General features: G+C 63.2%; 22 protein-coding genes and 1 pseudogene. 16 read left to right on the forward strand and 7 right to left on the reverse strand.

Annotation, left to right across the window (positions count from 1 at the left end; genetic code table 11):
- The first annotated feature begins 96 nt into the window (after window positions 1–96).
- The 14 genes and pseudogenes from QM672_RS19270 to QM672_RS19335 all read left to right on the forward strand — a co-directional run bounded on the left by QM672_RS19270 (window position 97) and on the right by QM672_RS19335 (window position 15,416).
- Window positions 97–858, forward strand: coding sequence for a response regulator (locus tag QM672_RS19270; protein WP_415084487.1), 762 nt, complete (start codon window positions 97–99; stop codon window positions 856–858).
- Window positions 858–2,210, forward strand: coding sequence for an ATP-binding protein (locus tag QM672_RS19275; RefSeq protein ID WP_415084489.1), 1,353 nt, complete (start codon window positions 858–860; stop codon window positions 2,208–2,210). Before QM672_RS19270 ends, QM672_RS19275 begins: the two co-directional genes overlap by 1 nt.
- 101 nt (window positions 2,211–2,311) lie before the next feature.
- Window positions 2,312–3,184, forward strand: coding sequence for a hypothetical protein (locus QM672_RS19280; protein WP_415084491.1), 873 nt, complete (start codon window positions 2,312–2,314; stop codon window positions 3,182–3,184).
- Between the two features lie 354 nt (window positions 3,185–3,538).
- Window positions 3,539–3,841: pseudogene (locus tag QM672_RS19285) on the forward strand (transposase); the annotation flags it as partial.
- A 187-nt stretch (window positions 3,842–4,028) separates the two neighbouring features.
- A complete protein-coding gene (locus tag QM672_RS19290) occupies window positions 4,029–5,108 on the forward strand; it encodes a YkvA family protein (protein ID WP_415084493.1) in 1,080 nt (359 codons plus the stop codon).
- 279 nt (window positions 5,109–5,387) lie between these two features.
- Window positions 5,388–6,269: a glycosyltransferase family 2 protein gene (locus QM672_RS19295; RefSeq protein WP_415084495.1), complete on the forward strand. Its 882-nt coding sequence runs from the start codon at window positions 5,388–5,390 to the stop codon at window positions 6,267–6,269.
- 22 nt (window positions 6,270–6,291) lie between these two features.
- Entirely contained in the window at window positions 6,292–7,194 is a 903-nt protein-coding gene (locus tag QM672_RS19300) for an NAD-dependent epimerase/dehydratase family protein (RefSeq protein ID WP_415084497.1), read from the forward strand.
- A gap of 451 nt (window positions 7,195–7,645) precedes the next feature.
- Window positions 7,646–8,473 carry a phosphogluconate dehydrogenase C-terminal domain-containing protein gene (locus tag QM672_RS19305; protein WP_415084499.1) on the forward strand — a complete coding sequence of 276 codons (828 nt, stop codon included), beginning with the start codon at window positions 7,646–7,648 and terminating at the stop codon, window positions 8,471–8,473.
- Window positions 8,474–8,617: 144 nt separating this feature from the next.
- Window positions 8,618–9,967 (forward strand): MFS transporter, encoded by a 1,350-nt coding sequence (locus tag QM672_RS19310; RefSeq protein WP_415084501.1) that lies wholly within the window; start codon window positions 8,618–8,620, stop codon window positions 9,965–9,967.
- A 93-nt stretch (window positions 9,968–10,060) separates the two neighbouring features.
- On the forward strand, window positions 10,061–11,002 hold the full coding sequence (locus tag QM672_RS19315; protein WP_367624558.1) for a D-ribose ABC transporter substrate-binding protein: 942 nt from the start codon (window positions 10,061–10,063) through the stop codon (window positions 11,000–11,002).
- Between the two features lie 88 nt (window positions 11,003–11,090).
- Window positions 11,091–11,750: a DUF2291 family protein gene (locus QM672_RS19320; protein ID WP_415084503.1), complete on the forward strand. Its 660-nt coding sequence runs from the start codon at window positions 11,091–11,093 to the stop codon at window positions 11,748–11,750.
- Window positions 11,751–11,770: 20 nt separating this feature from the next.
- Window positions 11,771–13,327, forward strand: a complete 1,557-nt coding sequence (locus tag QM672_RS19325) for a sugar ABC transporter ATP-binding protein (RefSeq protein WP_367624556.1) — start codon at window positions 11,771–11,773, stop codon at window positions 13,325–13,327.
- Entirely contained in the window at window positions 13,324–14,388 is a 1,065-nt protein-coding gene (locus QM672_RS19330) for an ABC transporter permease (RefSeq protein WP_311943500.1), read from the forward strand. The genes QM672_RS19325 and QM672_RS19330 overlap by 4 nt, the downstream gene beginning before the upstream one ends.
- Window positions 14,388–15,416 (forward strand): Gfo/Idh/MocA family protein, encoded by a 1,029-nt coding sequence (locus tag QM672_RS19335; RefSeq protein ID WP_415084506.1) that lies wholly within the window; start codon window positions 14,388–14,390, stop codon window positions 15,414–15,416. The genes QM672_RS19330 and QM672_RS19335 overlap by 1 nt, the downstream gene beginning before the upstream one ends.
- Window positions 15,417–15,652: 236 nt before the next feature.
- On the opposite strand, the gene QM672_RS19340 is transcribed toward QM672_RS19335, so the two are convergent.
- Window positions 15,653–16,375 carry a transcriptional regulator NanR gene (locus QM672_RS19340; protein WP_311943496.1) on the reverse strand — a complete coding sequence of 241 codons (723 nt, stop codon included), beginning with the start codon at window positions 16,373–16,375 and terminating at the stop codon, window positions 15,653–15,655.
- A 196-nt stretch (window positions 16,376–16,571) separates the two neighbouring features.
- Between QM672_RS19340 and oiaX the strand changes: the two genes are divergently transcribed.
- Window positions 16,572–17,849: a 3-oxo-isoapionate-4-phosphate decarboxylase OiaX gene (oiaX, locus tag QM672_RS19345; RefSeq protein ID WP_415084508.1), complete on the forward strand. Its 1,278-nt coding sequence runs from the start codon at window positions 16,572–16,574 to the stop codon at window positions 17,847–17,849.
- Between the two features lie 19 nt (window positions 17,850–17,868).
- Window positions 17,869–19,200 carry a four-carbon acid sugar kinase family protein gene (locus QM672_RS19350; RefSeq protein WP_415084510.1) on the forward strand — a complete coding sequence of 444 codons (1,332 nt, stop codon included), beginning with the start codon at window positions 17,869–17,871 and terminating at the stop codon, window positions 19,198–19,200.
- A 49-nt stretch (window positions 19,201–19,249) separates the two neighbouring features.
- On the opposite strand, the gene QM672_RS19355 is transcribed toward QM672_RS19350, so the two are convergent.
- The 6 genes from QM672_RS19355 to fixL form a co-directional block, all read right to left on the reverse strand.
- Complete coding sequence (locus tag QM672_RS19355; RefSeq protein ID WP_415084512.1) at window positions 19,250–19,978, reverse strand: CBS domain-containing protein; 729 nt, start codon at window positions 19,976–19,978, stop codon at window positions 19,250–19,252.
- A gap of 131 nt (window positions 19,979–20,109) precedes the next feature.
- On the reverse strand, window positions 20,110–22,476 hold the full coding sequence (locus tag QM672_RS19360) for a phosphoketolase (RefSeq protein ID WP_415084514.1): 2,367 nt from the start codon (window positions 22,474–22,476) through the stop codon (window positions 20,110–20,112).
- A gap of 60 nt (window positions 22,477–22,536) precedes the next feature.
- A complete protein-coding gene (locus tag QM672_RS19365) occupies window positions 22,537–23,232 on the reverse strand; it encodes a helix-turn-helix domain-containing protein (protein WP_415084516.1) in 696 nt (231 codons plus the stop codon).
- A 99-nt stretch (window positions 23,233–23,331) separates the two neighbouring features.
- The gene (locus tag QM672_RS19370) at window positions 23,332–23,733 is read right to left on the reverse strand and encodes a response regulator (RefSeq protein ID WP_415084518.1); all 402 of its coding nucleotides are present in this window, start codon (window positions 23,731–23,733) and stop codon (window positions 23,332–23,334) included.
- A 116-nt stretch (window positions 23,734–23,849) separates the two neighbouring features.
- A complete protein-coding gene (gene fixJ / locus QM672_RS19375) occupies window positions 23,850–24,467 on the reverse strand; it encodes a response regulator FixJ (protein ID WP_367624549.1) in 618 nt (205 codons plus the stop codon).
- On the reverse strand, window positions 24,460–26,013 hold the full coding sequence (gene fixL, locus QM672_RS19380) for a sensor protein FixL (RefSeq protein ID WP_415084520.1): 1,554 nt from the start codon (window positions 26,011–26,013) through the stop codon (window positions 24,460–24,462). Before fixL ends, fixJ begins: the two co-directional genes overlap by 8 nt.
- Window positions 26,014–26,106: the final 93 nt, after the last annotated feature.

Below are 26,106 nucleotides of genomic sequence, written 5' to 3' on the forward strand. Positions count from 1 at the left end.
AATTGTTGCCTCGTCCGGAAGTGGAGCGTGATTTGTGCAACAAAAAATTATAATCGGGGCGGTGCCTCTCGGGCATCGCGCCGCTAAGATGTTGCCATGGCAGCCGAACAGACCCTCTTTCCTTCCGCTTCTCACACCACGCCGATGGCGAGGCCGCATATTCTCTGCGTCGAGGACGACGTCGAGATTGCGCGCCTGCTCGCAGACGTGCTGGAGGAGAACGGTTTTGCCGCCTCCTGCGTCGGTTCCGCGGCGGAGATGGACAGGGTGCTCGAGCGCGGCGGCGTCGAACTCGTGGTGCTCGATTTGATGTTGCCGGGCGAGGATGGCCTCAGCGTCTGCCGGCGGCTGCGGGCCGTATCCGCCATCCCGATCATCATGGTCACGGCGCGCAGCGACCAGATCGACCGTATCGTCGGCCTGGAGATCGGTGCCGACGACTATGTCTCCAAGCCCTTCAATTCGCGTGAGTTGGTCGCCCGCATCCGGGCTCTCCTGCGCCGGGCGGCGGCCACTGCGCAAACAGGGCCTTCGCGCGAACGCGGCCTGTGCTTTGCCGGCTGGCGTATCGATCCAACGGCCCGGGAACTCTATGATCCGGCGGGCGTGCGCATCTCGTTGACCAGCGTCGAGTTCGACCTGCTTCTCGCCTTCTGCCGCCATCCCGGCCAGGTCCTGTCGCGCGAGCATCTTCTCGAACTCGTCCATGGCGGCTCGGTCGGGCCGATCGAGCGCAGCATCGACGTGCATATCAGCCGCATCCGCCAGAAGATCGAGGCGGATCCACGTGATCCCCTGATGATCAAGACCGTCCGGCTGGGCGGCTATGTCTTCACGCCTGCCGTCGGGCCGGACTGATGCGAGCCTGGGAACGTCTGGTCCCGCGCAGCATCACGACGCAGGTCACCGGTCTCGTCGTGGTCTCGGTGCTGCTGGGCACGATCATCAACATCATCCTCGCGCTCCTGCTGTTCAGCGCGCCTCCGCCGGACGATTCTCCGCCGGCGGTGGCCTCGCGCATCGTGCGGGTCACCCAGTTCATCAAGGCAGCGAGGACGCCCGCGGAGGCAGACATCGTCCTTGCTGCCATCCGCAACGCCGGCGTGAAGGTGGAACGGGTCGCCCTGTCGGATCTGGCGTCCGCCCCGGAGGAGGCCCACTGGTCCCTGTGGAGCAGCCCGGTTCCGCGGCACGTCCGGTCGGGAAATGGCGTCGAGGTCCTCGAAGGGCGGCACTACGCGCCCGGACCGTTGCAGCAGATCGTCGTGCGGCTCGACGCGGCCCATGCCCTGGTCTTCGACGCTGCGATCGGTGCTGCGCCGTGGCCCCTGTTCCTGACACCGACGGCTCTGGTTCTCTCGATCGTACTGATCTTTGTGATGCTGCTGTCCGTCTATGCGGTGCGCTCGATCACCGCGCCGTTGGCGGCCGTCGCAGCGGCGGCCCAGTCCTTCGGTCGTTCCCCGCAGGATGTGCAACCCATTCTCGGCGGAGGCCCCCGCGAGATTGTGCAGGTCACCGAAGCCCTCAACGATATGCGTACCCGTATCAAGGCCCTGCTGGACGATCGCACGCGCATGCTGGCCGCCATCAGCCATGATTTGAGGACACCGCTCACCCGGCTCCGGCTCCGCGCCGAGCGAGTGCCGGAAGACAGGCTCCGCGAGGGGATGCTGACCGACCTTGCCAATGTCGAGCACATGCTCAACGAGACGCTGGACTATCTGCGCGAGGATGGCCGGTTCGAGGCGATGTCGCGGATCGACCTGCCGAGCCTGCTGCAGACGATATGTTCCCAGTTCGTCGACGTGGGTCATGCCGTCACCTATCAGGGCCCCGCAAAGCTGACCTGGAGCGCGAGGCCCAGGGAACTGACCCGCGCTATCACCAACATCGTCGAGAATGGCGTCAAGCATGGCGGTGCGGTGACCGTCACGCTCATCGACCGTCAGCCCCAGCCTCAGGCCCAGATCGAGATCGACGACGACGGGCCAGGCATTCCCGCCGATCTGCGCGAGCGGGTGTTCGAGCCTTTTTTTAAGGCTGATGCTGCCCGCACGCAGGACGGCGGGGGCTTCGGGCTGGGATTGTCGATAGCCAGGGATATCGTGCGGCGGCACGGCGGCGACATCGTCCTCGCAGACCGTGTTCCGCATGGCCTCAAGGTCAAGCTCTCCCTGTCCGCCGGCGCACTCGATCATCCGCGCTGAACCGTCCTGCGCTCGCGCAGCGGGCTTCGGGAGCTTCGCATCGCGTGTCTCACAATGAGGACTTCGTGCCCCGCATTACCGTCCTGTATCTTTGGCGACACGTGAACGATCTTCGTTACGCCCGCGCCTTCTTTCGCAGCATCAGGCGCTTTCCGGCTGGCGCAGAGTATGATTTCGTCTTTGCCGCCAAGGGGTATGCCATCGGCGACCGGCTTCCGCACCAGCCCGACCTCGCGGCTTTGCCCTGCGCCTCCGCCAAGGTGATGCACTTTGCCGACGAGCGCACGCCGGTCTCGATCTATCGGGAGGTTTCGGAAAGCTGCGGCACCGAGTTCATCCTGGTTTTCAATTCGTGGAGCCGGGTCCTCGCCGCCAATTGGCTCGCGCATTATGTCGGAGCGTTCGATCGCAATGCCGATTGCGGTTTGGTCGGTGCCACCGGCTCCCATGAAGCGGCCTGGGACCAGCCCTTTCCCAACATGGCGATCCGCAGCAATGCCTTCATGGTCCGGACCGCACTGTTCAACGCATTCGAACTCGGCGATCCCAGGACGGTCCTGGACGATCACCTGTTCGAGGCTGGTCCAAATGGGATGACCAGGCAGGTCATGGCGCGGGGCCTCACGCCTTTCGTCGTCGATCGCTTCGGCGCCGCCTGGCCGCCGGGGCGCTGGATGCAGAGCCAGACATTTCGCGCTGGGGAGCAGGGAGGGCTCCTCGTTGCAGACAATCGAACGAGCCAGTATGCCTGCGGAAGCCCACGCAAGCGGGCTCGTCTGATCATGCGGGCCTGGGGGAACGATGGGGTGGCCAGCAAAGGCTCGTTCGCCAGGCGGACCGCAGCCTGGCTGTGGTGGCATTATCCAAGAGGTCCGCTTGACATAATCGGGGACGGCCTTGCCGCTCTCGACCAGTTGTTGCGCAGAATGACCGGGCGGCCAGCCAACCCTGGGCGCAGAGTGTTCCCCAACTGAACGCCTGCCGGAAAACCGAGCATCGATTACCGGGCAGAAATGGCCGCCTTCCGCAACCATGGAAGGCCGCTCCAGGCATGACTCGGATCGACCTCGCTATTCCGTAATATTTCTTAATATCTTGAATTGTAAGTAAATAATTTTGAATATTTATTATAACAAATATATATCAATATATAGTAATCGTAATTCAATATTATTTATCAATTATCTTTAATAAATATACGATTCTAAAAGTAATTAATTTTATAGGGGCGATTCTTGGAAAGTTAATCCGCGAATTTTGCGAAGGCGGCTCTGCCTGGTGCGCGTACTCATATGCCTGAGCCGGAGTGAATCTCGAGAGGACGTGATATGGCGGAGAGCCTCTATTGGCTGTCAGATGAAGCATGGGGGGCTCTTGAGCCGCATCTTCCGCACGGGGAGGCCGGAAAACCCCGTGTCGACGACCGTAGGGTGATCTCGGGTATACTCCATGTCCTGAGGACGGGCTGTCGATGGTGCGACGTGCCGTCTGTCTATGGCCGGCCGAGCACGATCTACAATCGTTTCCATCGTTGGTCGCAACGGCATGTCTGGCACCGGATTTTCGCCGGGCTGGCCGCGGCGGGGCCCGTGCCGAAGGACCTTTCGGTCGACGGCGAGCATATCAGGGCGCGCCTGTTTGCGCCTGTCTCCAGATGGCGCCGGCAATCGGCGTCCCCCTTTGCCGGAGAGCGCTTGGAATTTCCGGTCGGGTCAAAGGTGGTCGTGAACAAGCCGGATGTCGGCTGAGTCCGGCCGGGATCCGGCATTCGCACCTCAGTCCCCTTCAAACGACCAAATATGCCAACTGCGAGAGACGATGACCGAAAACGGAAAGCGGCGCACTCACATCCTTCTGGCTTGCATGCCGAAGTCCGGATCGACCTTCCTTTCGGACATCATCAGCGAAATCGGAGATTTCAAGCGAGCCGTTCCGCTTCCGGCCGCCGGACGCAGGGAGCAGGAGCTCGACGAATTCTATCTGCAACAGATCGATGATCAGGACTATGTCGCCCAGCTGCACATCCGAAACCATCGCTGGACCGAGGAGATGTGCCAGGACTATGGCATCACCCCCATCGTTTTGGTTCGGAGCCTCTTCGATTGCGTCGTCAGCCTGCGCGATCACATCCGGCGCGAGGGAAATCTGTGGCCGATGATCTGGCTGAGACCGGAACATGCGCATCTGGACGACGCGACCCTGGATCGCATGATCGCTCGCCTCGCCATTCCCTGGTACCTGAACTTCTATGTCAGCTGGCGCAATGCCCCGAACAGATTGCTGATTACCTATGAAGAACTGATCGAGGGGCCTGTCGAGATCACCAAGGAGGTGCTGAACTTCGCGCAGGCCGCCGTCTCCGATGACCAGATCAGGCAGGCAGTTCAAGCCGTACAGGGCAAGGCGGCCAGCCGCCTCAATGTCGGGGTTCGCGGCCGCGGCAATGGTCTCGACCACGAAACGGTGAGGGGCATTCTCGAACTGCTGGATTTCTACCCCGAGTCCGCCGACGATCCCTATTTCCATATGCTCAGGGAGCAGGGGCGCGACATCCTGTCCGGCGATGCGCCGGCACGGCCGAAGAACCTGGCTGGGGACCGGTCATCCCGGGTGCGGATCGCCAGGAAGCGCAAGCAATGGTGGAAGAACGACCATCTTGTCCGCTTTGTGGCACCGGTGCTGCTCGGTATCGCGGCCGTTTCATACAGCCTGATGCCCAATGACCTGATCCCCGATTCCGCCTTCTACGGATATGTCGACGATGCGATCATCATCGCATTGCTCGCTTTCCTGGCAGGCCGGCTGACCAAATATAAACGCGGCGGCAGCTCGCTTGCGCGCCGAAGGCCCGATAGCGCCTCCGTACAGCGAATGCTGCGACGGATCGAATATCAGTAGATCAGCAGTAAAAACTTCGCGTCGACGAGAGATATTCCTGCGGCATAACAACTCGTAACAAATCTTAATCGAAGCGCCAAGTTTCAGTCACCGTCCATGTCCTTAGTGCTGATGTTCCGGTCACCCAAGGCCAGGAATACGGAGCATGGAAAGTCCGCAAGACTTTCGGGGTCCGGCCGGTGCCTTCCGTTGAATCCCGCAACGTTCACACGGGGCGCTGCGCGGCGCCCGGGGTGCTGGGTCGCCTTTCTGTCCATCGGGTGCAGGTAGATAAATGCAATGACTGCGAAAGTAATAGTGGGTGTTCCAGTCTATAATGGCGCGGAGCAGCTGCGAGACTGTCTTGAGTGCCTGATATCTCAGACATTTCGAGATATCGAGATACGCATATACGATAACGCCTCTCAGGACTCCACGCCTGAGATTGCGCAGGAGTTCGCAGCCAGGGATAGCCGCGTCAAATATATCAGGCATCCGACAAATATTCGGGCGATGCCCAATTTCCTCAGTGTCCTGAGAGATTGTGAAGCCGAGTTCGTCATGTGGCGTGCCCATGATGATCTGTGTGCGCCGGACTATATCGAAAGGCTCTACGTTTCTCTTGTGGCTGAGCCGAGCGCAAACGTGGCCGTACCGACCACCCGCACGCAAACCCTCAGCAAGACGGTGCGCATCAGCCGCCCAAAGCCCTTCGTCGGTCAATCAAACCTGATCTCGATCATCCAGCTGATGTTCAATTCGCATGCCGGATGGTTCTACGGCCTGTGGCGCCGGGACCGGTTGCTCGCGGACTTCGAGGAATGCTGGCGCGCATTCGCCCATCCCTGGGCCCTCGATCATTTGATCCTGTTCCCGTCGCTGCTCGAAAAGGCGGTCGTCGTCGTGCCCGAGGCGCTCTTCGTTCAGCGCCTCGTCGTCAAGGGGTATTCGCCTCAGAAGGGGGCCTCTCCTCCGCTTGCATTGATGACCGGGCTTCGCAAGAAATTTTCCGCACAGTGCCGCCTATATATCGAACGATCTCAGTATTCAAAGGTTGAAAAGCTAATCCTTCAGTCAATACTGCCGATCTATGTTGATCGGCGTGTCTACAAGATTCGCAAGGTTATCAAGAGAAAGCTGCTCATGGATCTTGGCGGTGCCAGCTACAATACAGATTTCTGAGTAATATCATGGGCAGGCAATAATGCGTGTACTCGTTACAGGCGGGACGGGGTTTATTGGCAGATGGGCCGCCGCGTCGCTCGCGGCGGCGGGACACGAAGTCTTCGTCGTCTCGCGTAAACTCGCGACCATGCAGGGATGCAAGATCATCGTCGCCGACCTGCTTGATCCTTCGATGGCGGAGGTCGCCCTTGCCGTATCCAAGCCGGAAGTCGTGCTTCACCTGGCCTGGGATGTGGAGCATGGAAAGTTCTGGGATGCGGAGGCAAATCTGCGATGGACGGTGGCGACGATCCAGCTCGTTTCGGCCGCCCACCAGGCGGGGGTGCGGCGCATCGTGTGTGCTGGCACCTGCATGGAATATGACCTGTCGTCAGGCCATGCCTGCAGCGAGGTGGAAACCAACATTCGACCAAGCACGCTCTATGCCGTTTCCAAGGATGCCGCCCGCCGGATCATCGAGGAATTGGCCGCAACGCGCGGCATCGAGTTCGCCTGGGGCAGGCTGTTCTTTCTGTTCGGGCCGAATGAACATCCTAACAGGCTGGTCTCCTCGATCGTCATGAATCTCCTGGCCCGGCGCCCCGTGCTGATGTCGTCGGGCGTGCAGGTCAGGGATTTCACCAATGTGCGCGATGCCGGCGAAGCCCTGGCGCGGCTTGCCGTGTCGAAGGTCAATGGCGCGGTCAACATCGCTTCGGGAGAAGCCTTGCGGATCAAGGAATTGGCCGAAGAGATCCGCGCGGTTGCGGGCGGTGTCGGAGAGCTTTGCTTCGGCGCCCTGCCGGATCGCCCCAACGAACCGCCGGTCATCGTTGCCGATGTGACGAGGCTGCGCAACGAGGTCGGATATCGACCGATGGGGACCATGCGCGACCGGCTGTCGGAGACGATACAATGGTGGCAGGCGCGCCTGGAGGCGTAGCCCGACGCCGTGGTCGATGATGGTGCCCGCGCCAGGGATGTAAGTCACCTTCCACGAGTGGCATGGCGATCCGCCTAGCACGGCAATTGCGTTTGTCTAAAGGGAACGGAATACGCGGAGTGTCAGCCGGGAGGCCGACACTCCAAATCTCTTTCGCGTGGAGATGGCAACTGTAATGCTGGGGCGCGTTACCGTTTGGACCAGGTATAAGCGTTGCCTGCATGTCTTTATGCAATAGTTTCAAGAATACGCATAACATATTGATATATATTTACAATAAGGCTAAATCCTGCGCGCGTTCTCCCGCGCGGGATGGTGGCCGTTCGCCGGTATGGCGGCATCGGCACCATTGAGCGGAGAAAAAGGTCGAAAGCACATCATTATCATAAGTGATGATTGACTCATCATACCAGTAGATCTATAAGCCTCTCGAATTCGAGAGGAGATCTGCATGACGACGATCGCGCTCTTTGGCGCCGGCGGAAAGATGGGCTACCGGCTGGCCAGCAACCTCAAGGCGTCGAGCTTCGAGGTGCGGCATGTCGAGGTGAGCGCAGCTGGTCAGGAACGTCTCAAGACCGGCCTTGGCCTCGACAGCGTCGCGCCGGATGCCGCTCTGGAAGGGGTCGACGTGGTCATCCTCGCCGTGCCGGATACGCTGATCGGCAAGGTTGCCGCCGGCATCACCGACAAGCTCGAGCCTGGCACCATGGTGGTCGTGCTCGACGCCGCCGCGCCTTTCGCCGGCCATCTGCCCGATCGCCCGGACCTGACCTATTTCGTAACCCATCCCTGCCACCCGCCGATCTTCAACGACGAGACGGAGATGGCCGCCAAGCAGGACCATTTCGGCGGCATCGCTGCCAAGCAGCACATCGTCAGCGCGCTGATGCAGGGCCCCGAGAGTGCCTATGCGCTTGGCGAGGAGATCGCCAAGGTGATCTGGGCACCAGTCATGCGCTCCCATCGCGTCACCGTCGAGCAGATGGCGCTGCTGGAGCCGGGTCTGTCAGAGACCGTCTGCGCGACCCTTCTGGTGGTGATGCGCGAGGCCATGGACGAGGTCGTGGCCCGGGGCGTTCCCCACGAGGCGGCTCGCGACTTCCTGCTCGGCCACATGAACGTGCTCGGCGCCGTGATCTTCGACGAGGTCAAGGGCGTGTTCTCCGACGCCTGCAACAAGGCCATTGCCTTCGGCAAGCCAGCCCTCATGCGGAACGATTGGAAGCGGGTCTTCGAGCCGAACGAGATCGCCGACAGCATCCGCCGCATCACCTGAACGGGACCTTGCGACAGCCGTCACCCCTTGGTGGCGGCTGCCCGCATTTGACCGGGCTTGCCGACGATCCGTCGAGCAGCCTACCGCCGGCGCCCTCCATAAAAGAACACACAGGAGGCGACGCTTTGCTCATTGGGAGGAAAAATGAGCTCGAATACCCTCGCGATCGCCCCCGTCGAACGGTCGGCCATTCGTAAGGCGACCTGGCGCCTCGCGCCGTTCCTGGGCCTGATGTTCTTCATCAACTTCCTGGACCGGACCGCAATTTCCTTCGCCGGCCCGCACGGCTTGACCAAGGATCTCGGGCTTACCGCCACGCAATTCGGCTTTGCCGCCGGCATCTTCTTCATCGGCTACATCCTGCTGGAAATTCCCAGCAATCTGGCCCTGCATAAATTCGGCGGCCGCCGCTGGCTTGCCCGCATCATGGTGACCTGGGGCATCGTTTCGCTGCTGTTCACCTGGGTCAGCGGCGTTACCGAGCTTTATGTCCTGCGTTTCCTGTTGGGCATCGCCGAGGCGGGCTTCTTCCCCGGCGCGATCCTCTATCTCAGCACCTGGGTGCCGGCCCGCCACCGGGCCAACATTCTCGCCCTCTTCTACATCGCCCAGCCGATGACGACGGTGATCGGCGCGCCGCTGGCTTCTTCCCTGATCCAGGCCCATGGCTTTTTCGGCCTCGAAGGCTGGCGGATCATGTTCTTCGGCGTCTCGATCCCGGCCGTCCTGGTCGGCATCGTCACCTGGTTCTACCTGCCGGATTCACCCAAGGACGCGAAATGGCTGAGCGCCGAGGAGAAGGCCTGGCTCATCGGCGAACTTGCCCGCGAGGACAGCACCAAGCGCGAGCCGCACAATGGTTCGATCGGCGCGGCCCTGTCGAGCGGCCGGGTCTGGATGCTGGCGCTGATCTATTTCGGCATGATCTATGGCCTCTACGCACTGGCCTTCTTCCTGCCCACCATCGTTTCCGGCTTCGAGGCGAAGTTCGCCACCAAGTTCACCGTGTTCCAGGCCGGGCTGGTCATCGCCATTCCCTATCTTCCCGCGGCAATCGCGCTCTATCTGTGGAGCCGGGACGCGACGAAGCGCGGGGTCCGGGCTTGGCATATCGGTATTCCGGCCCTGGTCGGCGCGGTCAGCATCCCGTTGGCTCTCTATATGCCGTCGCCCGAGACCACGGTCGCCTGCATCACCGTCACGGCCTGCGCCATCTTCGCGGCCCTGCCGAATTTCTGGTCCCTGCCAGGGCGTTTCCTGTCGGGTGCAGCGGCCGCTGCCGGCATCGCCCTCATCAACACGATCGGCAATGTCGCCGGCTTCGCCGCACCCTACGTCACCGGCGCCGTCAAGGACTACACCGGCCTCTACCAGGCCCCGATGATCATCGTGGGAGCCTTCATGCTGCTCTCGGCCGTCCTCGCCTTCCTGGTCGGACGGGAGATCAGGAAAAGCGGGGAGGCCTCGCAGGCCTACGCAGCCCTCAAGCCATGAGGGCGTATTCGCGCCAATAGCCAAGAAAGACCCGCCGGATGCAACCGGCGGCCATCACAGACTGAACCGCCAACAGACAAATGGGAGGACGACATGAGCTTGAAACGACTTTTGCTGGGCGCTGCGCTTGCCGGCGTGATGGCATCAGCGGCAATGGGCACGGCCCTGGCCGCCGATCTCATCGCCATCATCACGCCGTCGCACGACAACCCCTTCTTCAAGGCGGAAGCGCAGGGGGCCGAGGTCAAGGCCAAGGCGCTTGGCTATGACACGCTGGTGCTGGTGCATGACGATGATGCCAACAAGCAGTCGCAGCTGATCGACACCGCCATTGCCCGCGGCGCCAAGGCCATCATCCTCGACAATGCCGGTGCCGCCGCCACGGTGGCCGCCGTGCAGAAAGCCAAGGATGCCGGCGTGCCGTCTTTCCTGATCGATCGCGAGATCAACGTCGCCGGCATTGCCGTCGCCCAGATCGTCTCCAACAACTACCAGGGTGCCCAGGCCGGCGCGCAGGAGTTCGTCAAGCTGATGGGTGAGAAGGGCAATTATGTCGAACTGGTCGGCCGGGAGGCCGACACCAATGCCGGCATCCGCTCCAAGGGCTATCACGACGTCATCGACGACTATCCCGACCTCAAGATGGTTGCGCGCCAGTCGGCCAATTGGAGCCAGACCGAGGCCTACAGCAAGATGGAGACCATCCTGCAGGCCAATCCCGACATCAAGGGCGTGATCTCCGGCAACGACACCATGGCGATGGGGGCGATCGCCGCGCTGCAGGCCGCCGGTCGCAAGGACGTGATCGTGGTCGGCTTCGACGGTTCCAACGATGTGCGCGATTCCATCAAGCAGGGCGGCATCAAGGCAACGGTCCTGCAGCCCGCCTATCTCCAGGCCCAGACCGCCGTCGAGCAGGCCGACACCTACATCAAGACCAAGAAGGGCCCCGCGCAGGAAAAGCAGCTGATGGATTGCGTGCTCATCACGCCCGACAATGCCGGCAAGCTCGAAACCTTCGCGCTGGCGAATTGACGCTGCGATGAAGATTGCCCGGGATCTGCCTCCCACGGGGCGTCCCGGGCCTGTTCCTGATCCCGACAATCGAGGCCGGAGCCAATCCATGCCCAGGCTTGCCAACAGGCTGATGATCGCCGCCATGGCGCTCACCCTTGCAGCGTGCAAGATCGCGCCGACTGCCGAAGTACAGGCTGCCCGACAGGTCGGCGCTTCGGGCGTTGGCCCCGTCTTCGACCCGGACAAAGCCGTCGACGCGATCTGGGCAGCCAAGGTCCTGCCCTATCTCAAGGCGAAGGCGGGCGATTTCGTCGTCGTCCGCGACCTCGCCGCGAAGAATGCAGACGAGGCCGGGCAGAAATATGGGTATCGCGCCAAGGAAGGCACCGTGCCCTGGACCTATGTGGTCAAGGCCGAGGGCCGCGTCGTGGCGGCGAATACCGGCTCGCGCGCCGCCACCATCGACGTCGATGTCGACGGGGATGGCAAGGCCGACATGGTGGTGCAGATCGGTCCGGCCCTGCGCGGCACTGCGCTGCGCGACAGCCTGGATTTCGTGTCCTTCAACGCCTTCACCAACCAGATCGAATACGCCCAGTTCGGCAAGGCCTTCAACGCCCGGGTCAATGCCGATGTGCTGCAGGCTTTGCCGCGTGAAAAGCTGGTCGGCCGCTCCGTGACGGTGCTCGGCGCCTATGTGTTGGAGCCGGGCGGCAAGCCGCCGCTGGTGACGCCGGCCGAACTGAGCCTCGGGGCAGGGTCATGACCCAGGAAGGCCGCCCTGCCATGTCCGATGACGACGTCGTCCTGCGCCTGGAAGGCGTGTCGAAGGTCTATTCCGGCACGGTCGCCGTCAGGCATGCCGATTTCGACGTGCGGCGCGGTGCCGTGAACGTTCTGGTCGGGGAGAACGGCGCCGGCAAGTCCACGCTGATGAAGATCATTGCCGGGGTCGTGCAGCCCACGGACGGACGCATCCTGCTCGACGGCAAGCCTGTCACCTTCCGCGATGCCGGGGAGGCGGTGGCGCATGGCATCGGCATGGTGTTCCAGGAGCTCAACCTATTCGGCAATCTCTCGGTTGCCGAGAACATCTTCGCGGCCCGCGAAATCGTGCGGCTGCCCCTTGGCATCGACCATCGCGAGCAGGAGCGCCGTGCCGCCGAATTCCTGGAACGGCTGGAGGCCGGCATCGATGCCCGCACGCCGGTGGAGGATCTGCGCATCGGCCAGCAGCAACTGGTCGAGATCGCCAAGGCGGTGGCGCAGGATGCCCGCATCCTGATCATGGACGAGCCGACCTCCGCCCTCAGTGCCGCCGAGGTCGAGATCCTCTTCCGCGTCATCGCCGATCTCAAGGCGCGGGGCGTCGCCATCGTCTATATCTCCCATCGGCTCGAAGAGCTCATCCGCATCGGTGACTACATCACCGTGCTGCGCGATGGCCGTGTCACCGGGCAGGAGCGCATCGCCAATGTCGACGTGCCCTGGATCGTGCACCAGATGATCGGCTCCGACGCCAAGGACTTCGCCAAGACGCAGGATCATCCGCTCGGTCCGGAAGTCTTCCGCGCTGAGGACGTCTGCCTGCCGCGGGTGAGCGGAGGGCTCGCCGTCGACCATGTCTCCCTGTCGGTCAGGCAGGGCGAAATCGTCGGCATCTACGGATTGATGGGAGCCGGACGCAGCGAATTCTTCGAATGCGTGATGGGACGCCACCGCCACGCCACCGGCCGCCTTTTCGTCGACGGCAAGCCGGTGGCGGAAAAGGATGTGACGGGGCGCATCCGCCGGGGCCTGGCCCTGATTCCGGAAGACCGGCAGAGGGAAGGGCTGGTCAGCATCCTCTCGATCGCCGCCAATCTGTCGATGGCCTCCCTCGGTCGTTTCCTCGCCGGCTTCCATATCCGGCGGGCCCGCGAGCAGGCCGCCATTCGCGCCGCCGTCAAGGATTTGTCGATCAAGGTGGCCGATCCCGAGCTGGAGGTGAGTTCCCTGTCCGGCGGCAACCAGCAGAAGGTGGTGATCGGCAAGGCGCTGATGACCGGCCCGAAAGTGCTGCTGATGGACGAGCCCAGCCGCGGCATCGATGTCGGCGCCAAGGCCGATGTCTTCCGCACCATGCGGCGGCTCGCCGCCGACGGCCTCGGCATCCTGTTCGTCACCTCCGATCTCGACGAGGTGATGGCACTGTCGGATCGCATCGCCGTGATGAGCAACGGCAAGCTCACCGCCCTGTTCGAGCGGGCCGAGGCGACGGCCGCCAAGGTGGTGGCTGCCTCCGCGCTCGGCCATGGCCCCGTTCCTTCCCCATCTTCTGCAAATCACGGAGCGCCGGCATGACAGTCGCGCAGGACACCTTGAACCATCCGTCCGCCGGAAGCGGCTCGCTTGCGCTGAACCTGATGAAGCTGCGCACCTTCATCGCCCTGTTCGCCGTGCTGATCTTCTTCTCGCTGGCGGCGCCGAACTTCCTCAGCACGGCCAATCTCATCCTGATGTCGAAGCACGTGGCGCTGAATGCGTTCCTGGCGATGGGCATGACCTTCGTCATCGTCACCGGCGGCATCGACCTGTCGGTCGGATCGATCGTGGGCCTGTGCGGCATGGTCGCCGGCGGACTGATCCTCAACGGCCTGGACCTTCGCATCGGCTACACCATCTTCTTCAACATCTACGAGGTGATGGCGATCACCCTGCTGGTGGGCATCCTGATCGGCGCCGTCAACGGATTGCTGATCACCAAGCTCAATGTCGCGCCCTTCATCGCGACGCTTGGCACGCTTTATATCGCCCGCGGCCTGGCGCTTCTCTCATCCGATGGCGCGACCTTCCCCAATCTGGTCGGCCGCGCCGATTTCGGTACGCAGGGCTATGCCGTCCTGGGAGCCGGACGCCTCCTCGGCCTGCCGGCCTCGGTCTGGATCCTTGCCGTGCTGGCGCTGGCTGCCGCCTATATGGCGCGCTGCACGCCACTCGGCCGCCACATCTTCGCCGTGGGCGGCAATGAGCGCGCCGCGGGGCTATCGGGTATCCGGGTCAACCGGGTGAAGCTCTTCGTCTACATGTTCTCGGGCTTTTGCGCCGCCGTCGTCGGCCTGGTGGTTTCCTCCGAATTGATGGCGTCGCATCCGGCCACCGGCGAGAGCTTTGAACTCAATGCCATCGCTGCGGCGGTGCTCGGCGGCACCTCGATGTCGGGTGGGCGCGGCACCATCGGCGGCACCATCATCGGTGCCTTCGTCATCGGCATTCTCTCCGACGGGCTGGTGATGATGGGGGTCAGCGAGTTCTGGCAGATGGTGATCAAGGGCCTGGTGATCGTCATTGCCGTGGTGGTGGACCAGGCCCAGCGCCGGCTGCAGCAGCGCGTTGCCTTGCGCCAGATGGCGAGGCTGGCCTGATGGCGTCCTATCGCGGTGCCTTGATCGGTTGCGGCTTCTTCGCCATCAACCAGCTCCATGCCTGGCGAGACGCCGAGGGCGTCGACATCGTCGCCCTCTGTGACCGCGACCCGGAACGTCTCTCCCATGCCGGTGAGCTTTTCGGCATCGACAGGCGCTATGGCGATGCCGAGCAGATGCTCCGGGCGGAGAAGCCGGACTTCGTCGATATCGCCACCACCGTGGCGAGCCACCGACCGCTCGTCGAGCTCGCGGCGAAGATGGGAATTCCAGTCATCTGCCAGAAGCCCTTCGCGCTTTCGATGGCGGATGCGCGCGCCATGGTCGAGGCTTGCCGCCACGCCGGCGTGCCGCTGATGGTGCATGAGAACTTCCGCTGGCAGAGTGCGATCCAGGCTGTGAAGACGCGTCTCGACGCCAATGCCATCGGCCGGCCCTTCTGGGCACGCGTGTCCTTCCGTTCCGGCTTCGACGTCTTCAGCGGCCAACCCTATCTCGCCGAAGGCAAGCGTTTTATCATCGAGGACCTAGGCATCCATATCCTCGACATCGCCCGCTTCCTGTTTGGCGAGGTGACTCAGCTGAGCGCGCGCACCCAGCGGGTCAACCCTGCCATCAAGGGTGAGGACGTCGCCACGATGCTGCTCGATCACGAGGGCGGCCTGTCCTCGGTGGTCGACTGCAGCTATGCCACAAGGCTGCCGGTCGATCCTTTCCCCGAGACGCTCGTAGAGATCGACGGTTCGGCGGGCACGCTGCGGCTCGGCACGGGCTATCGGCTCGTCGTGAACGGGCCCGGCGGGCGCGAGGAGGTCGACCTGTCGCCGCCTCTGCTGCCCTGGGCCTCGCGTCCCTGGCACAATATCCAGGAGAGCGTGCTCGCCATCCAGCGCCATTGGCTGCATTGCCTGCGCAACGGCAAGGAACCCTCTACCAGCGGGCGGGACAACATCGCCACGATGGCCCTGGTCGAGGCGGCCTATGCCAGCGCCGCCAGTGGCCAGACGATCGAGATGGCCTCGATCTGATGCCGCCCGCCCCATGAGCCACGAGGCGTCGGCATCCCTGGCGCTTCGTTCCTCCCGCTGGGGCGTTTAGGAATTGTCTGGAAATAACTGAAACGCCGCCTTTGTCATGCCCGGGCCTGACCCGGGCATCCAGCGGCCCCGTCTTCAAAAGACTGGATGGGGAGCTGGATTGCGGGGTCAAGCCCGGCAATGACAAAGGTCAAACCAATTCAATTCGTTTATTCTTCGACGCTTTCTCAGGCCGACGCTACGGTCTGGTGAACGTAGAGCGAGGCGGAACGATCGAGGTGTCGGACCATCGCCTGTTCGGCCCCGTCCGGATCATGCGCGATGATGCGGTTGAGGATGTCCTCATGCTCGGACAAGGTGTAGTTCTCCTTGCCGGTCCAGATCAGCAGGTCGGTGTGGTACTGCTTCAGCCAACCGAGCATGGCCTCGCTCATCGCCTCGAACAGCGGGTTGCCGGAGATGGCGGCGATGCGCGTGTGGAACAGCATGTCCGCATTGATGAAGGCATCGGCGTCGCCAAGGCTTGCGCGCTGGCGCGCCAGGGCTTCCTGCAACCCGGTGACCGCCTGTGCGTCGGCCTTCTGCGCCGCCTGGCGCACCATGCCCAGCTCGAAGAAACGGCGCGCCTCCTTCAGATGCTCCAGCGAGGCCGGGGAGCTCGACAGGAGCACGCTGGCGGCATCGTCGACCTGCTGGAAGATCGATTTGGCGGTCGGCTGGCGAACGCGCGCGCGCTCGCCATGGGAAATGGTGAGCAGGCCGAAAATGCTCAGCTGCTGCATGGCTTCGCGGATGGCGGGACGGCCGACACCAAGGCGGTCCATCAATTCGCGTTCGGAAGGGAAGGGGTCTCCCGGCTGCAGTTCCCCGCCAGTGATCAGCGCCTTGAGGCGGTCGAAAACCTCGTCGGAGAGCTTGCGACGGACAATGCGTTGATCGGTGAGGGGCATGGGGCATTCCGATTGAGGCAGTGGGTTCGGCGGTCTTTGCCGCCTGTTCTTCCGCGAGGCAAGTCCGCTCCTGCAACAGTGCCACCGCTGTCTGGAAACAGACAAGGCGAATTTCCGTTGCTTCAACTTAAGTCATGATATACTCATCATACCTGTTAAGCAATTCCAGACCGGGCGCTGCGAGTGCCCAGACTGAATGGGTACCATGTCCGTCATCCGCATGACCTATCGCATCGAGACGGCCGGCGATGTCGAGAAGCTGGCCGCCAAGATTGCCAGTGATCAGTCGACCGGTACCTTCGTCAGCCTGCCGGGCGAGACGCCGGAGCTCAAGGCGCGTGTCGCCGCACGGGTCGCGGCAATCCGCCCCCTGGAGGCCTTGGATGTTCCCTCGATTCCCGACCCGTCGGCACCGGTCGGCGCAATCTATCGGCGTGCCGATGTCGACATCGATTTTCCGATCGAGGCGATCGGCACCGACCTGGCGGCGCTGATGACGATCACTATAGGCGGCGTCTATTCGATCAAGGGGTTCAGCGGTATTCGCGTCGCTGGCATGCAATTGCCAGAGGCCTTCACGGCTGCCTATCCCGGCCCGCAATTCGGCATGGCGGGTACCCGGCGGCTGACCGGCGTCGTCGATCGGCCGGTGATCGGCTCCATCGTCAAGCCTGCCTTGGGCCTGCGCCCGCCCGAATCGGCCGAACAGGTGCGCGAACTCGTCGAAGCCGAGGTCGACTTCATCAAGGACGACGAGAAGTTGGCGAGCCCGGCCTATTCCAGCCTCGAGGATCGCGTGAAGGCGATCATGCCCGTCATTCTCGATCATGAGCAGAAGACCGGCAAGAAGGTGATGTATGCCTTCGGCATCTCGCACAGCGATCCCGACGAGATGATGCGCAACCACGACATCGTCGTGCGGGCCGGCGGCAATGCTGCGGTGATCAACATCAATTCGGTGGGCCTTGGCGGTCTGTCTTTCCTGCGCAAGCGCTCGCATCTGGCGTTGCACGCCCATCGCAATGGCTGGGATATCCTCACGCGGCATCCCGGCCTCGGCATGGATTTCGAGGTCTACCAGCAGTTCTGGCGGCTGCTCGGCATCGATCAGTTCCAGATCAACGGTATCCGCGCCAAATACTGGGAGTCGGACGAATCTTTCGTGCGCTCCTTCCAGGCGGTGACGACGCCCCTGTTCGAGGGCGATGTCTGTCCCGTGCCGGTCGTCTGTTCGGGCCAATGGGGCGGCCAGGCGCCGGATACCTATGCCCGTACCGGCAAGACCGTGGACCTGCTCTATCTGTGCGGTGGCGGGGTGGTCAGCCATCCCGGCGGCCCGGCGGCGGGCGTGCGCGCTGTCAGGCAAGCCTGGGAGGCCGCGGTCGAGGGCGTGCCGCTCGAAGCCTATGCGCGCGAGCATCGCGAACTCGCTCAATCCCTGCAGAAATTCGGCGCGGACGCCGCTGCATCCTGAGCCCCACAAGGAAAGAACGATGCCGGGCTTGCTGCTCTCCTATTATGGCGACGACTTCACCGGCTCCACCGATGTGATGGAGGCACTAGCCTCCCATGGCGTGCGTACCGCCCTGTTCCTGCAGCCGCCCACCGCGGCGCAGCGCGAACGCCTGGGTGAGTGCGACGCCATCGGCCTCGCCGGCACCAGCCGCAGCCAAAGTCCGGCCTGGATGGATGCCGAGCTTACCCCGGCCTTCGAATGGCTGAAGCAGCTCGGAGCAGGCGTCTGCCACTACAAGGTCTGCTCCACCTTCGACTCCAGCCCGGCGATCGGCAATATCGGCCGCGCCATCGAGATCGGCAGCAAGGTCTTCGGACAGCGGCAGGTTCCACTGGTGGTTGGGGCCCCGCAGCTCCGGCGCTACACCAGCTTCGGTACCCTGTTCGCCGGCTATCAGGGCCAGGTCTATCGCATCGACCGCCATCCGGTGATGAGCCGCCATCCGGTGACGCCGATGGACGAGGCGGACCTTCGCCTGCACCTTGCCCGGCAGACGCGGGGCAGTATCGGCCTCGTCGACATCGCGGCGCTGGCAGCGGCCGATGCCGACGACATCGTCGATGCCGTGCTGGCGAGAGGCGAGGACATCGTCCTCCTCGATGTCAACGACGATGCCACGCAACTGCAGGCGGGGCGCCAGCTTCTGCGCCTGCAATCAAGGCTTGGGCCCTTCATGGCCGGGTCTTCGGGTGTCGAATATGCGCTGCTGCGCGCCTGGCAGGAAAGCGGGGTAGTCGGCGGGAAAACCTCCTTTGCTGCGCCCGGCATTGCCGATCGCATCGCCGTGGTGTCGGGGAGCTGCTCCCCCACCACGGAGCGGCAGATCCGCCATGCCACCGCCAACGGGTTCGACGGCGTTGCGCTGGACCCGCGTGCGCTCATCAGCCATGGCGAGGCGGCCATTGCCGAAGCCGTCACCACCGGCCTTGAAAGGCTGGAGCAGGGACGCAGCGTCGTCCTCTACACCGCGCTCGGACCAGGCACCGACATCGGTGACGGGTTCGAGGATGACGGGGACCGCAACCGCATCGGCGTGGCGCTGGGCCGGATCCAGAAGGCCCTCGTCGAACGGGCGGGCCTACGCCGGGCGGTCATTGCCGGCGGTGATACGTCGAGCCACGCCTTGCGCGAGCTCGGGATCTTCGCGCTGACGACGAGGCTGCCCTTGCCGTCATGCCCCGGCTCCCCCCTGTGCACGGCCTATGCGGCCGCGCCGGCCTTCGATGGCCTGGAGATCGCGCTCAAAGGCGGTCAGGTCGGCGGCGACGACTATTTTTCGATGATACGCGACGGCCGCAGCTCGGTTTGATCACAACGGCCGATCGCATTTCTCTCAGCTGCTGCAAAGGGAAGAGGGATCAGTCCGTCTTGTCCCGGGTTTCGGGGGAAGACAGGACAATACCGGTCATCGGTTCGACCCAGCTGATATTGTCGCGTACCGATTGCACGCCGGGCGTGTTCTCGGCGATGATTCGGATGGCGCTGCGCTGGTTTTCATCCGTGATCACACCGCTCAATTCCACCCGGCCGTTCTGGACCTCGACCCGGATGGCGCCGGCCGGCGCCCATGGCTGGGCCTGGAACTCGGCCTCGATCGCGGCCTTGATGCCTTCGTCGCTGACCGGCTGTTCCTCATAGGGCTGGCGCAGGAACTCGGCCAGGGTCCGCACCAGATCCGCGCGGGACAGCAGGCCGACGACCCGCTCGTTTTCGACGACGGGCAAGCGCTTGATGCCGTGCTGTTCCATGAGGAGCACGGCTTCCTCGAGCCGCTGGTTCGGAGCGACGACGACGACGTCCCTGGTCATCACTTCATCGACCCGCCGCCCATGGGTCTGTGCATAGGCCTGTGCCAGGTGCCCTGCCTTGAACAGGGAACTGAACCAGCTTGCCCCGATCTTTTCCGTGCCGAGTTCGGGGCGGCGCAGCAGGTCCCCTTCGCTGAGGATTCCGGCCAGCCGCCCGTCCTCGGTGACAACGGGCAGGCCGCTTATGTGCGAGCGGACCATGAGGTCGATCGCCTGGGATAAAGTGGCTTGGGGCGTCACGCTGACGATGTTGCGTGTCATCACGTCTACGACCCGCATGGTGGCCTCCTTACTGATGGGTGGGCGGCCGGGATATGGCGCGACCCCTGGTTGCTGTTGGATAGCGGCTGAAGCGCAGGCTGCATTGATCTCACGCAAGGCCGCGTGGTTGGCGCCGGACTGGGCGAACCTCAATTCGTGCCATGCGGCCAGACCCAGTTCTTGATCTCGGGCATGTCGTCGCCGTGGCGGCGCACATAGTCCTCATGCTCGATCAGCTTGTTGCGCAGCGCCTGCTTTACATGGGCGGCCGCCGGCAGCAGGCCAGGGATGCGATCGATGGCGGCTATGGCGAGATGGAACCGATCGAGACCGTTCATCACCGTCATGTCGAAAGGCGTCGTGGTCGTGCCCTCTTCCTTGAAGCCATGCACGTGGAAATTGTCGTGATTGGTCCGCCTGTAGGTCAGGCGATGGATGAGATAGGGATAGCCATGATAGGCGAAGATCACCGGCTTGTCGGTGGTGAACAGCCCGTCGAATTCGCGCTGCTCGAGCCCATGCGGATGCTGGCTGGGATCCTGCAGGGCCATGAGGTCGACCACATTGACGACACGGATCTTCAGCGAAGGGCAATGCTGGCGCAGCAGGTCGACGGCAGCCAGCGTTTCCAGTGTCGGCACGTCGCCGGCGCAGGCCATCACCACGTCGGGTTCGCTGCCCTGTTCGTTGCATGCAAAATCCCACAGGCCGATGCCGGCACGGCAATGGCGTACCGCCGCTTCCATGTCCAGCCATTGGGGAGAAGGCTGCTTGCCCGCGACGATGACGTTGATGCGGTCGTAGGTGTGCAGGCAGTGGTCGGCGACATAGAGCAGCGTGTTGGCGTCCGGCGGCAGGTAGACCCGGACGATGTCCGCCTTCTTGTTGGCGACAAGATCGATGAAGCCCGGATCCTGGTGGCTGAAGCCATTATGGTCCTGGCGCCAGACATGGGAGCTGAGCAGATAGTTGAACGAGGCGATCGGCTGGCGCCAGGCGAGCTCGCGCGACACCTTCAACCATTTGGCATGCTGGTTGAACATGGAATCGACGATGTGGATGAAGGCTTCGTAGCAATTGAACAGCCCGTGGCGGCCGGTCAGCAGATAGCCTTCCAGCCATCCCTGGCATAGATGCTCGCTCAAGACCTCCATCACGCGCCCGTCCGGCGACAGATGGACGTCTTCCGGCAGGCGAGGCTCCATCCAGGTGCGATCCGTTACCTCCAGCACGGCATCGAGCCGGTTGGACGTGGTCTCGTCCGGTCCCATGATGCGGAAATTGCGGGCCTCGGCGTTGAGGCGCATCACCTCGCCCAGATAGCGGCCGAGGACCCGGGTCGCCTCTGCATTGCTCTTGCCGGGCGATGTCACCGCGACCGCGAAAGCGCGCGGGTCGGGGCAGTGCAGGTGATATTTCCGGCCGCCATTGGTGTGGGGGTTGGCGCCCATGCGCCGGTCTCCCTTCGGAGCGAGCGCCTTCAGGTCCGGCAGGAGGTGGCCTTCGGCATCGAAGAGCTGGTCGGGCTGGTAGCTTCGCATCCAGGATTCGAGCAAAGCCAGATGACCGGGCTTTTCCGCAAGGCCGCTGAGCGGCACCTGATGGGAGCGCCAGAAGCCCTCGGTCTTGAGGCCGTCGACCTCCTTGGGGCCCGTCCAGCCTTTGGGGCTGCGCAGCACGATCATCGGCCAGCGCGGACGCCCCGTCTCGCCTTTGGTACGGGCCGCATTCTGGATGGCGCGGATGCGGCCAAAGGCCTGATCGAAGGCCGCAGCCATGGCCTGGTGCATCAAGGCGGGCTCCGACCCCTCGACGAAGAGGACTTCGTGACCGAGGCCCTCGAAGAGCTTGCGGATTTCCTCGTCCCCGAGCCGGCCCAAAATGGTGGGGCCAGCGATCTTGTAGCCGTTGAGATGCAGGATCGGCAGCACCGCGCCGTCATGGACGGGATTGACGAACTTGTTGGAATGCCAGGATGCGGCGAGGGGGCCGGTCTCGGCCTCGCCGTCGCCGACGACGCAGGCGACGATCAGGTCCGGATTGTCGAAAGCCGCGCCATAGGCGTGAACCAGGGCATAGCCCAGCTCACCGCCTTCGTGGATCGAGCCGGGCGTGTCCGCGGAAGCGTGGCTGGGGATGCCGCCCGGAAAGGAGAATTGCCGGAACAGGCGGCGCAGCCCATCCTCGTCCTCGGCGATCTCCGGATAGATCTCGCTATAGCTGCCTTCCAGATAGGTGTTGGCCACCATGGCCGGTCCGCCATGGCCCGGCCCGCAGATGAAGACGACATCGAGGTCGTCGCGCTTGATGACGCGATTGAGATGCGCATAGAGGAAGTTCAGGCCCGGCGTGGTGCCCCAATGGCCGAGCAGCCGCGGCTTGACATGGTCGAGCGTGAGGGGATCGCGCAGGAGCGGATTGTCGAGGAGGTAGATCTGCCCGACCGACAGATAGTTGGCAGCACGCCAATAGCGGTCGATGAGGGCGAGTTCTGCGGGCTTCAAGGCTGTGGTCATGGCAAGGTCTTCGAGATTTCCAGGAGGGCGGGATGGGGTGCTGGTCGAAGGTGCTTCCAGTTAAACGGCCATGGCGCCGAGAAGTTGCCGATTGCGCAAAACGATCCGGCGGGCATTGGACAGGCCGAGCACGCCCTTGCCGTGAAGCTGGGAGATCACGCGCGAGACGGTTTCGAGCGTCAGGCCGAGATAGTCGCCGATGTCGCGGCGACACATCGGCAGCTCGAACATGCCGGCCACGGCAAGCCGCCGATCCATTTCGAGCAGGAAGGTGACGACACGCTCGAGGGCCGTCTTGCGGCCGAGCAGGATCATATGGTCTTCGGCATGCCTGAGGTCCCGCAAGGCCAGCGCGCGCAAGGCGTTGGCGACGCCGATATCCTTGAGGGCCGCCTCTTCCAGGCTCTTGCGCCGCACCAGCCGCACCGTGGTATCGACGACCGCGTCGGCGGTCATGCGATGCACCGACCCCATCTCCAGGCCGAAGATGTCGCCGGGCAGGTGGAAGGCGCCGATCTGCCGGCGGCCATCGTCCAGGAGCTTGCAGGTACGAACCGCGCCGCTGATGACTTCGTAGACATAGTCCGCCGGCTCATCGTCGCCATAGATCTCCTCGCCCTTGTCATAGCCATGCACCGTCCCGAGCAGCGTAGGCAGCAGCGTAAAGCCGGAGGAGCCGAAACTGGCGGCGCCGATGGCGACAGGTGGTGGCGCGTCGGCGTTCGGCCGGGCGGACATTTCGTGGCGAGAGAACATCGTGGCCATCTCCTGGATGCGGCGGATGGCCAAGTCGTAGGCCCGAACGAGGCCTGCGAAAATTTCGGTCGAATCCCTAGGGAAGGACCCCTAAGGGCCTTACCGGATGTCGCGGGGGAAGCTCCTGTCGGCGATGGCCGCGCGGACATTGGCAACCAGGCTTTCGGCGATATGAGGCTTGAGCACGACGTGCTGGATGCCGGCACGGTGCGCCTTGTGCTCGATCGTCTCGTCGGGATAGCCGGTGATCAGCACCACGGGCCCGCCTTGTCCTCTCGCGCGCAGATGGAGGGCGAGTTCGAGACCATCCATCTCCGCCATCTTGTAGTCGATGACGAAACAGTCGGGCGCGAAGGAGGCCATCTGCGACAGGCAGTCGACGCCGCTCGAATAGGTGCGTACCGTGAAGTCCTCGGCTTCCAGAAGGAAGCGGAGCGAGCCGAGCACGTCGCGGTCGTCATCGATGACGGCAATTACGAAGAGAGACTGAGAGGACGTCATGGCGGTTCCCGGCACCGCAGGGGCCCAGACAGGACGGTGCAAAGAGGGAGCATATTCCGGTGTTCTCACGGCGGAATTGATGCAGCTCAAGGTCCGGCCTCGATCCTGGCAGCAATTCAATCGATCAGGGCACCGCTGCGTATCGCCTGCCTGACCAGTTCCGAGATGCTGCCGGCATGCATCTTCATCATGACATTGGCGCGGTAGACCTCCACCGTGCGTGGGCTGATATCATACTCTTTGGCGATCGCCTTGTTGGAGAGGCCCGCAACCAGGCCGTTCATGACCTGTCGCTCGCGCGGACTGAGAGAGGCGAGGCGGGCTGCCAGTTCGCTTGCATCCGCAGCGACCTTGGTCGCCTTGCTGCTTTGTTCGAACGCCGCCTGCAGGACATTGATGAGACGTTCGTCCTCGAAGGGCTTTTCCATGAAATCCAGTGCGCCGAGTTTCATGGCCTCGACCGCGAGGGGAACATCGCCATGGCCGGTCATGACGATCACCGGCAGATCGGCAGCTGTCGCCTTCAAACGCTTGAGCAGCTCGATGCCGTCGATCTCGGGCATGCGAATATCGGTGACGACGCAGCCGAAGCCGAGCCGGGGCAGGGCCTCGAGAAAGTGCTCGGCTGTCTCGAAAGCGGTGACGGCAAAGCCGGAGGTCGACAGGAGGAACGCCAGCGAATCCCGTACAGCCGCGTCATCGTCGATGATAAAGACCCTGGCATTGTTAGGCATCGGAAGAAGTCTCGGACAAGTTCTGGGAGTCGGCAAGGGTGCCGAGCGGCAAGGTGAACTGGAAGGTGGCGCCGCCGGCCTGATTGGTCTCGGCCCACATCTTTCCGCCATGGGCTTCGATGATGGAGCGGCTGATGGAAAGGCCGACGCCCATTCCGGTCTGCTTGGTGGTGAAGAAGGGCTGGAACAGGCTCGAGCGGACGTCCTCGGCAAAACCATGGCCGGTATCTGCGACGCGAATACGTATCATGTCGTCGCCGAGCGGGGCATTGGCAACGGTCAGTTCACGCCGCGGGGAGCCCTGCATGGCTTCGAGCGCATTGCGGAAGAGGTTCACCAGGACCTGCTGGATCTGGACGCGGTCCGCCAGGACGAGGTCGCAGGCGGGATCCAGGTCGAAACGCAGGACAATTCCCTGTTCGCGGGCGCCGACCAGGCCGAGCGCGCCTGCCTCCTCGACGAGCTTGGCGATACTCTCGATGCGTTTCTCGCTCTCGCTTCTCGTCACGAAGCTGCGCAGGCGCCGGATGATCTGCCCAGCCCGCAAGGCCTGTTCCGCTGCCTGATCGAGCGCGGTTTCGACCCTGTCGAGACCTTCGAGGTTGGAGGCGCTCAGCAGGCGCCGCGAACCCTTCAGGTAGTTGCTGATCGCCGCCAGGGGCTGGTTGAGTTCATGCGCCAGGGCGGAGGCCATCTCTCCCATGGCGCTCAGCCGTGACATATGCACGAGTTCCGATTGCAATTCGGACAGGCGGGCCTGCGTCTGCTGATATTCCGTCAGGTCCCGTACGAACCCGGTGAAGTAGCGGCGCCCGCCCGACTGCATTTCGCCCACCGACAAGTGCATCGGGAAGGTGGAGCCGTCCTCGCGCTTGCCGGTGACGATGCGGCCGATGCCGATGATGTGGCGGTTCCCGGTATGCTGATAACGATGCAGGTAGTCGTCGTGGCGCGACCGGTCCGGCTCCGGCATCAGGATACTGACATTCTGGCCAATCGCCGTCGATCCGGCATATCCGAACAGCCTCTCCGCCGCGCGGCTGAAATACTGCATGATCCCGGCCTCGTCGATGACCACCATCGCATCGGGAACCGTCTCCAGGATGGAGCGCAGATGCTCCTCGCGCGTACGCAAGGCCTCTTCGAGACGCTTTTCCTCGTCGATGTCGATGACGATGCCGCCCAGGCAAATTGCCCTGCCGTCTTCGCCCTGCTGGACACCGCCCCGAAGGCGCAGCCAGCGACCGGGACTGTCCTGGGCGCGGACGCGGCAGGAAATGTCGAAGGCCGTGCCCGAAGCAATCGACGCATCCAGAGCCGCCGTCGCCGCAACGATGTCGGCCGGGTCCAGCAAGGCGAGGAAAGTGCGATAGTCGAGGGTCTGCCCGGTGCGATATCCGAAAAGGGCCCGCGTCGTGTCCGATATGTTCAACGTCCGGGAGGCGACATCGAAGATCCAGGTGCCGATGCCCGTGCAGTCGAGGCCGGTCCGGATCGCGCGATCCTCCTGGCCTGGAACAGACCCATCCTGCAATGGTGCGACCACATCCGGCCTCCGCGAGAGATTTCCTCTATAGAGGGAGGCGGAGGCGATCTTTCAAGAAGAATTGTTCAAAACGGGGAGCAGTTACGGGCCCAT

It is taken from the genome of Labrys sp. (in: a-proteobacteria) (genome assembly GCF_047605565.1).
Classification (GTDB): domain Bacteria; phylum Pseudomonadota; class Alphaproteobacteria; order Rhizobiales; family Labraceae; genus Labrys; species Labrys neptuniae.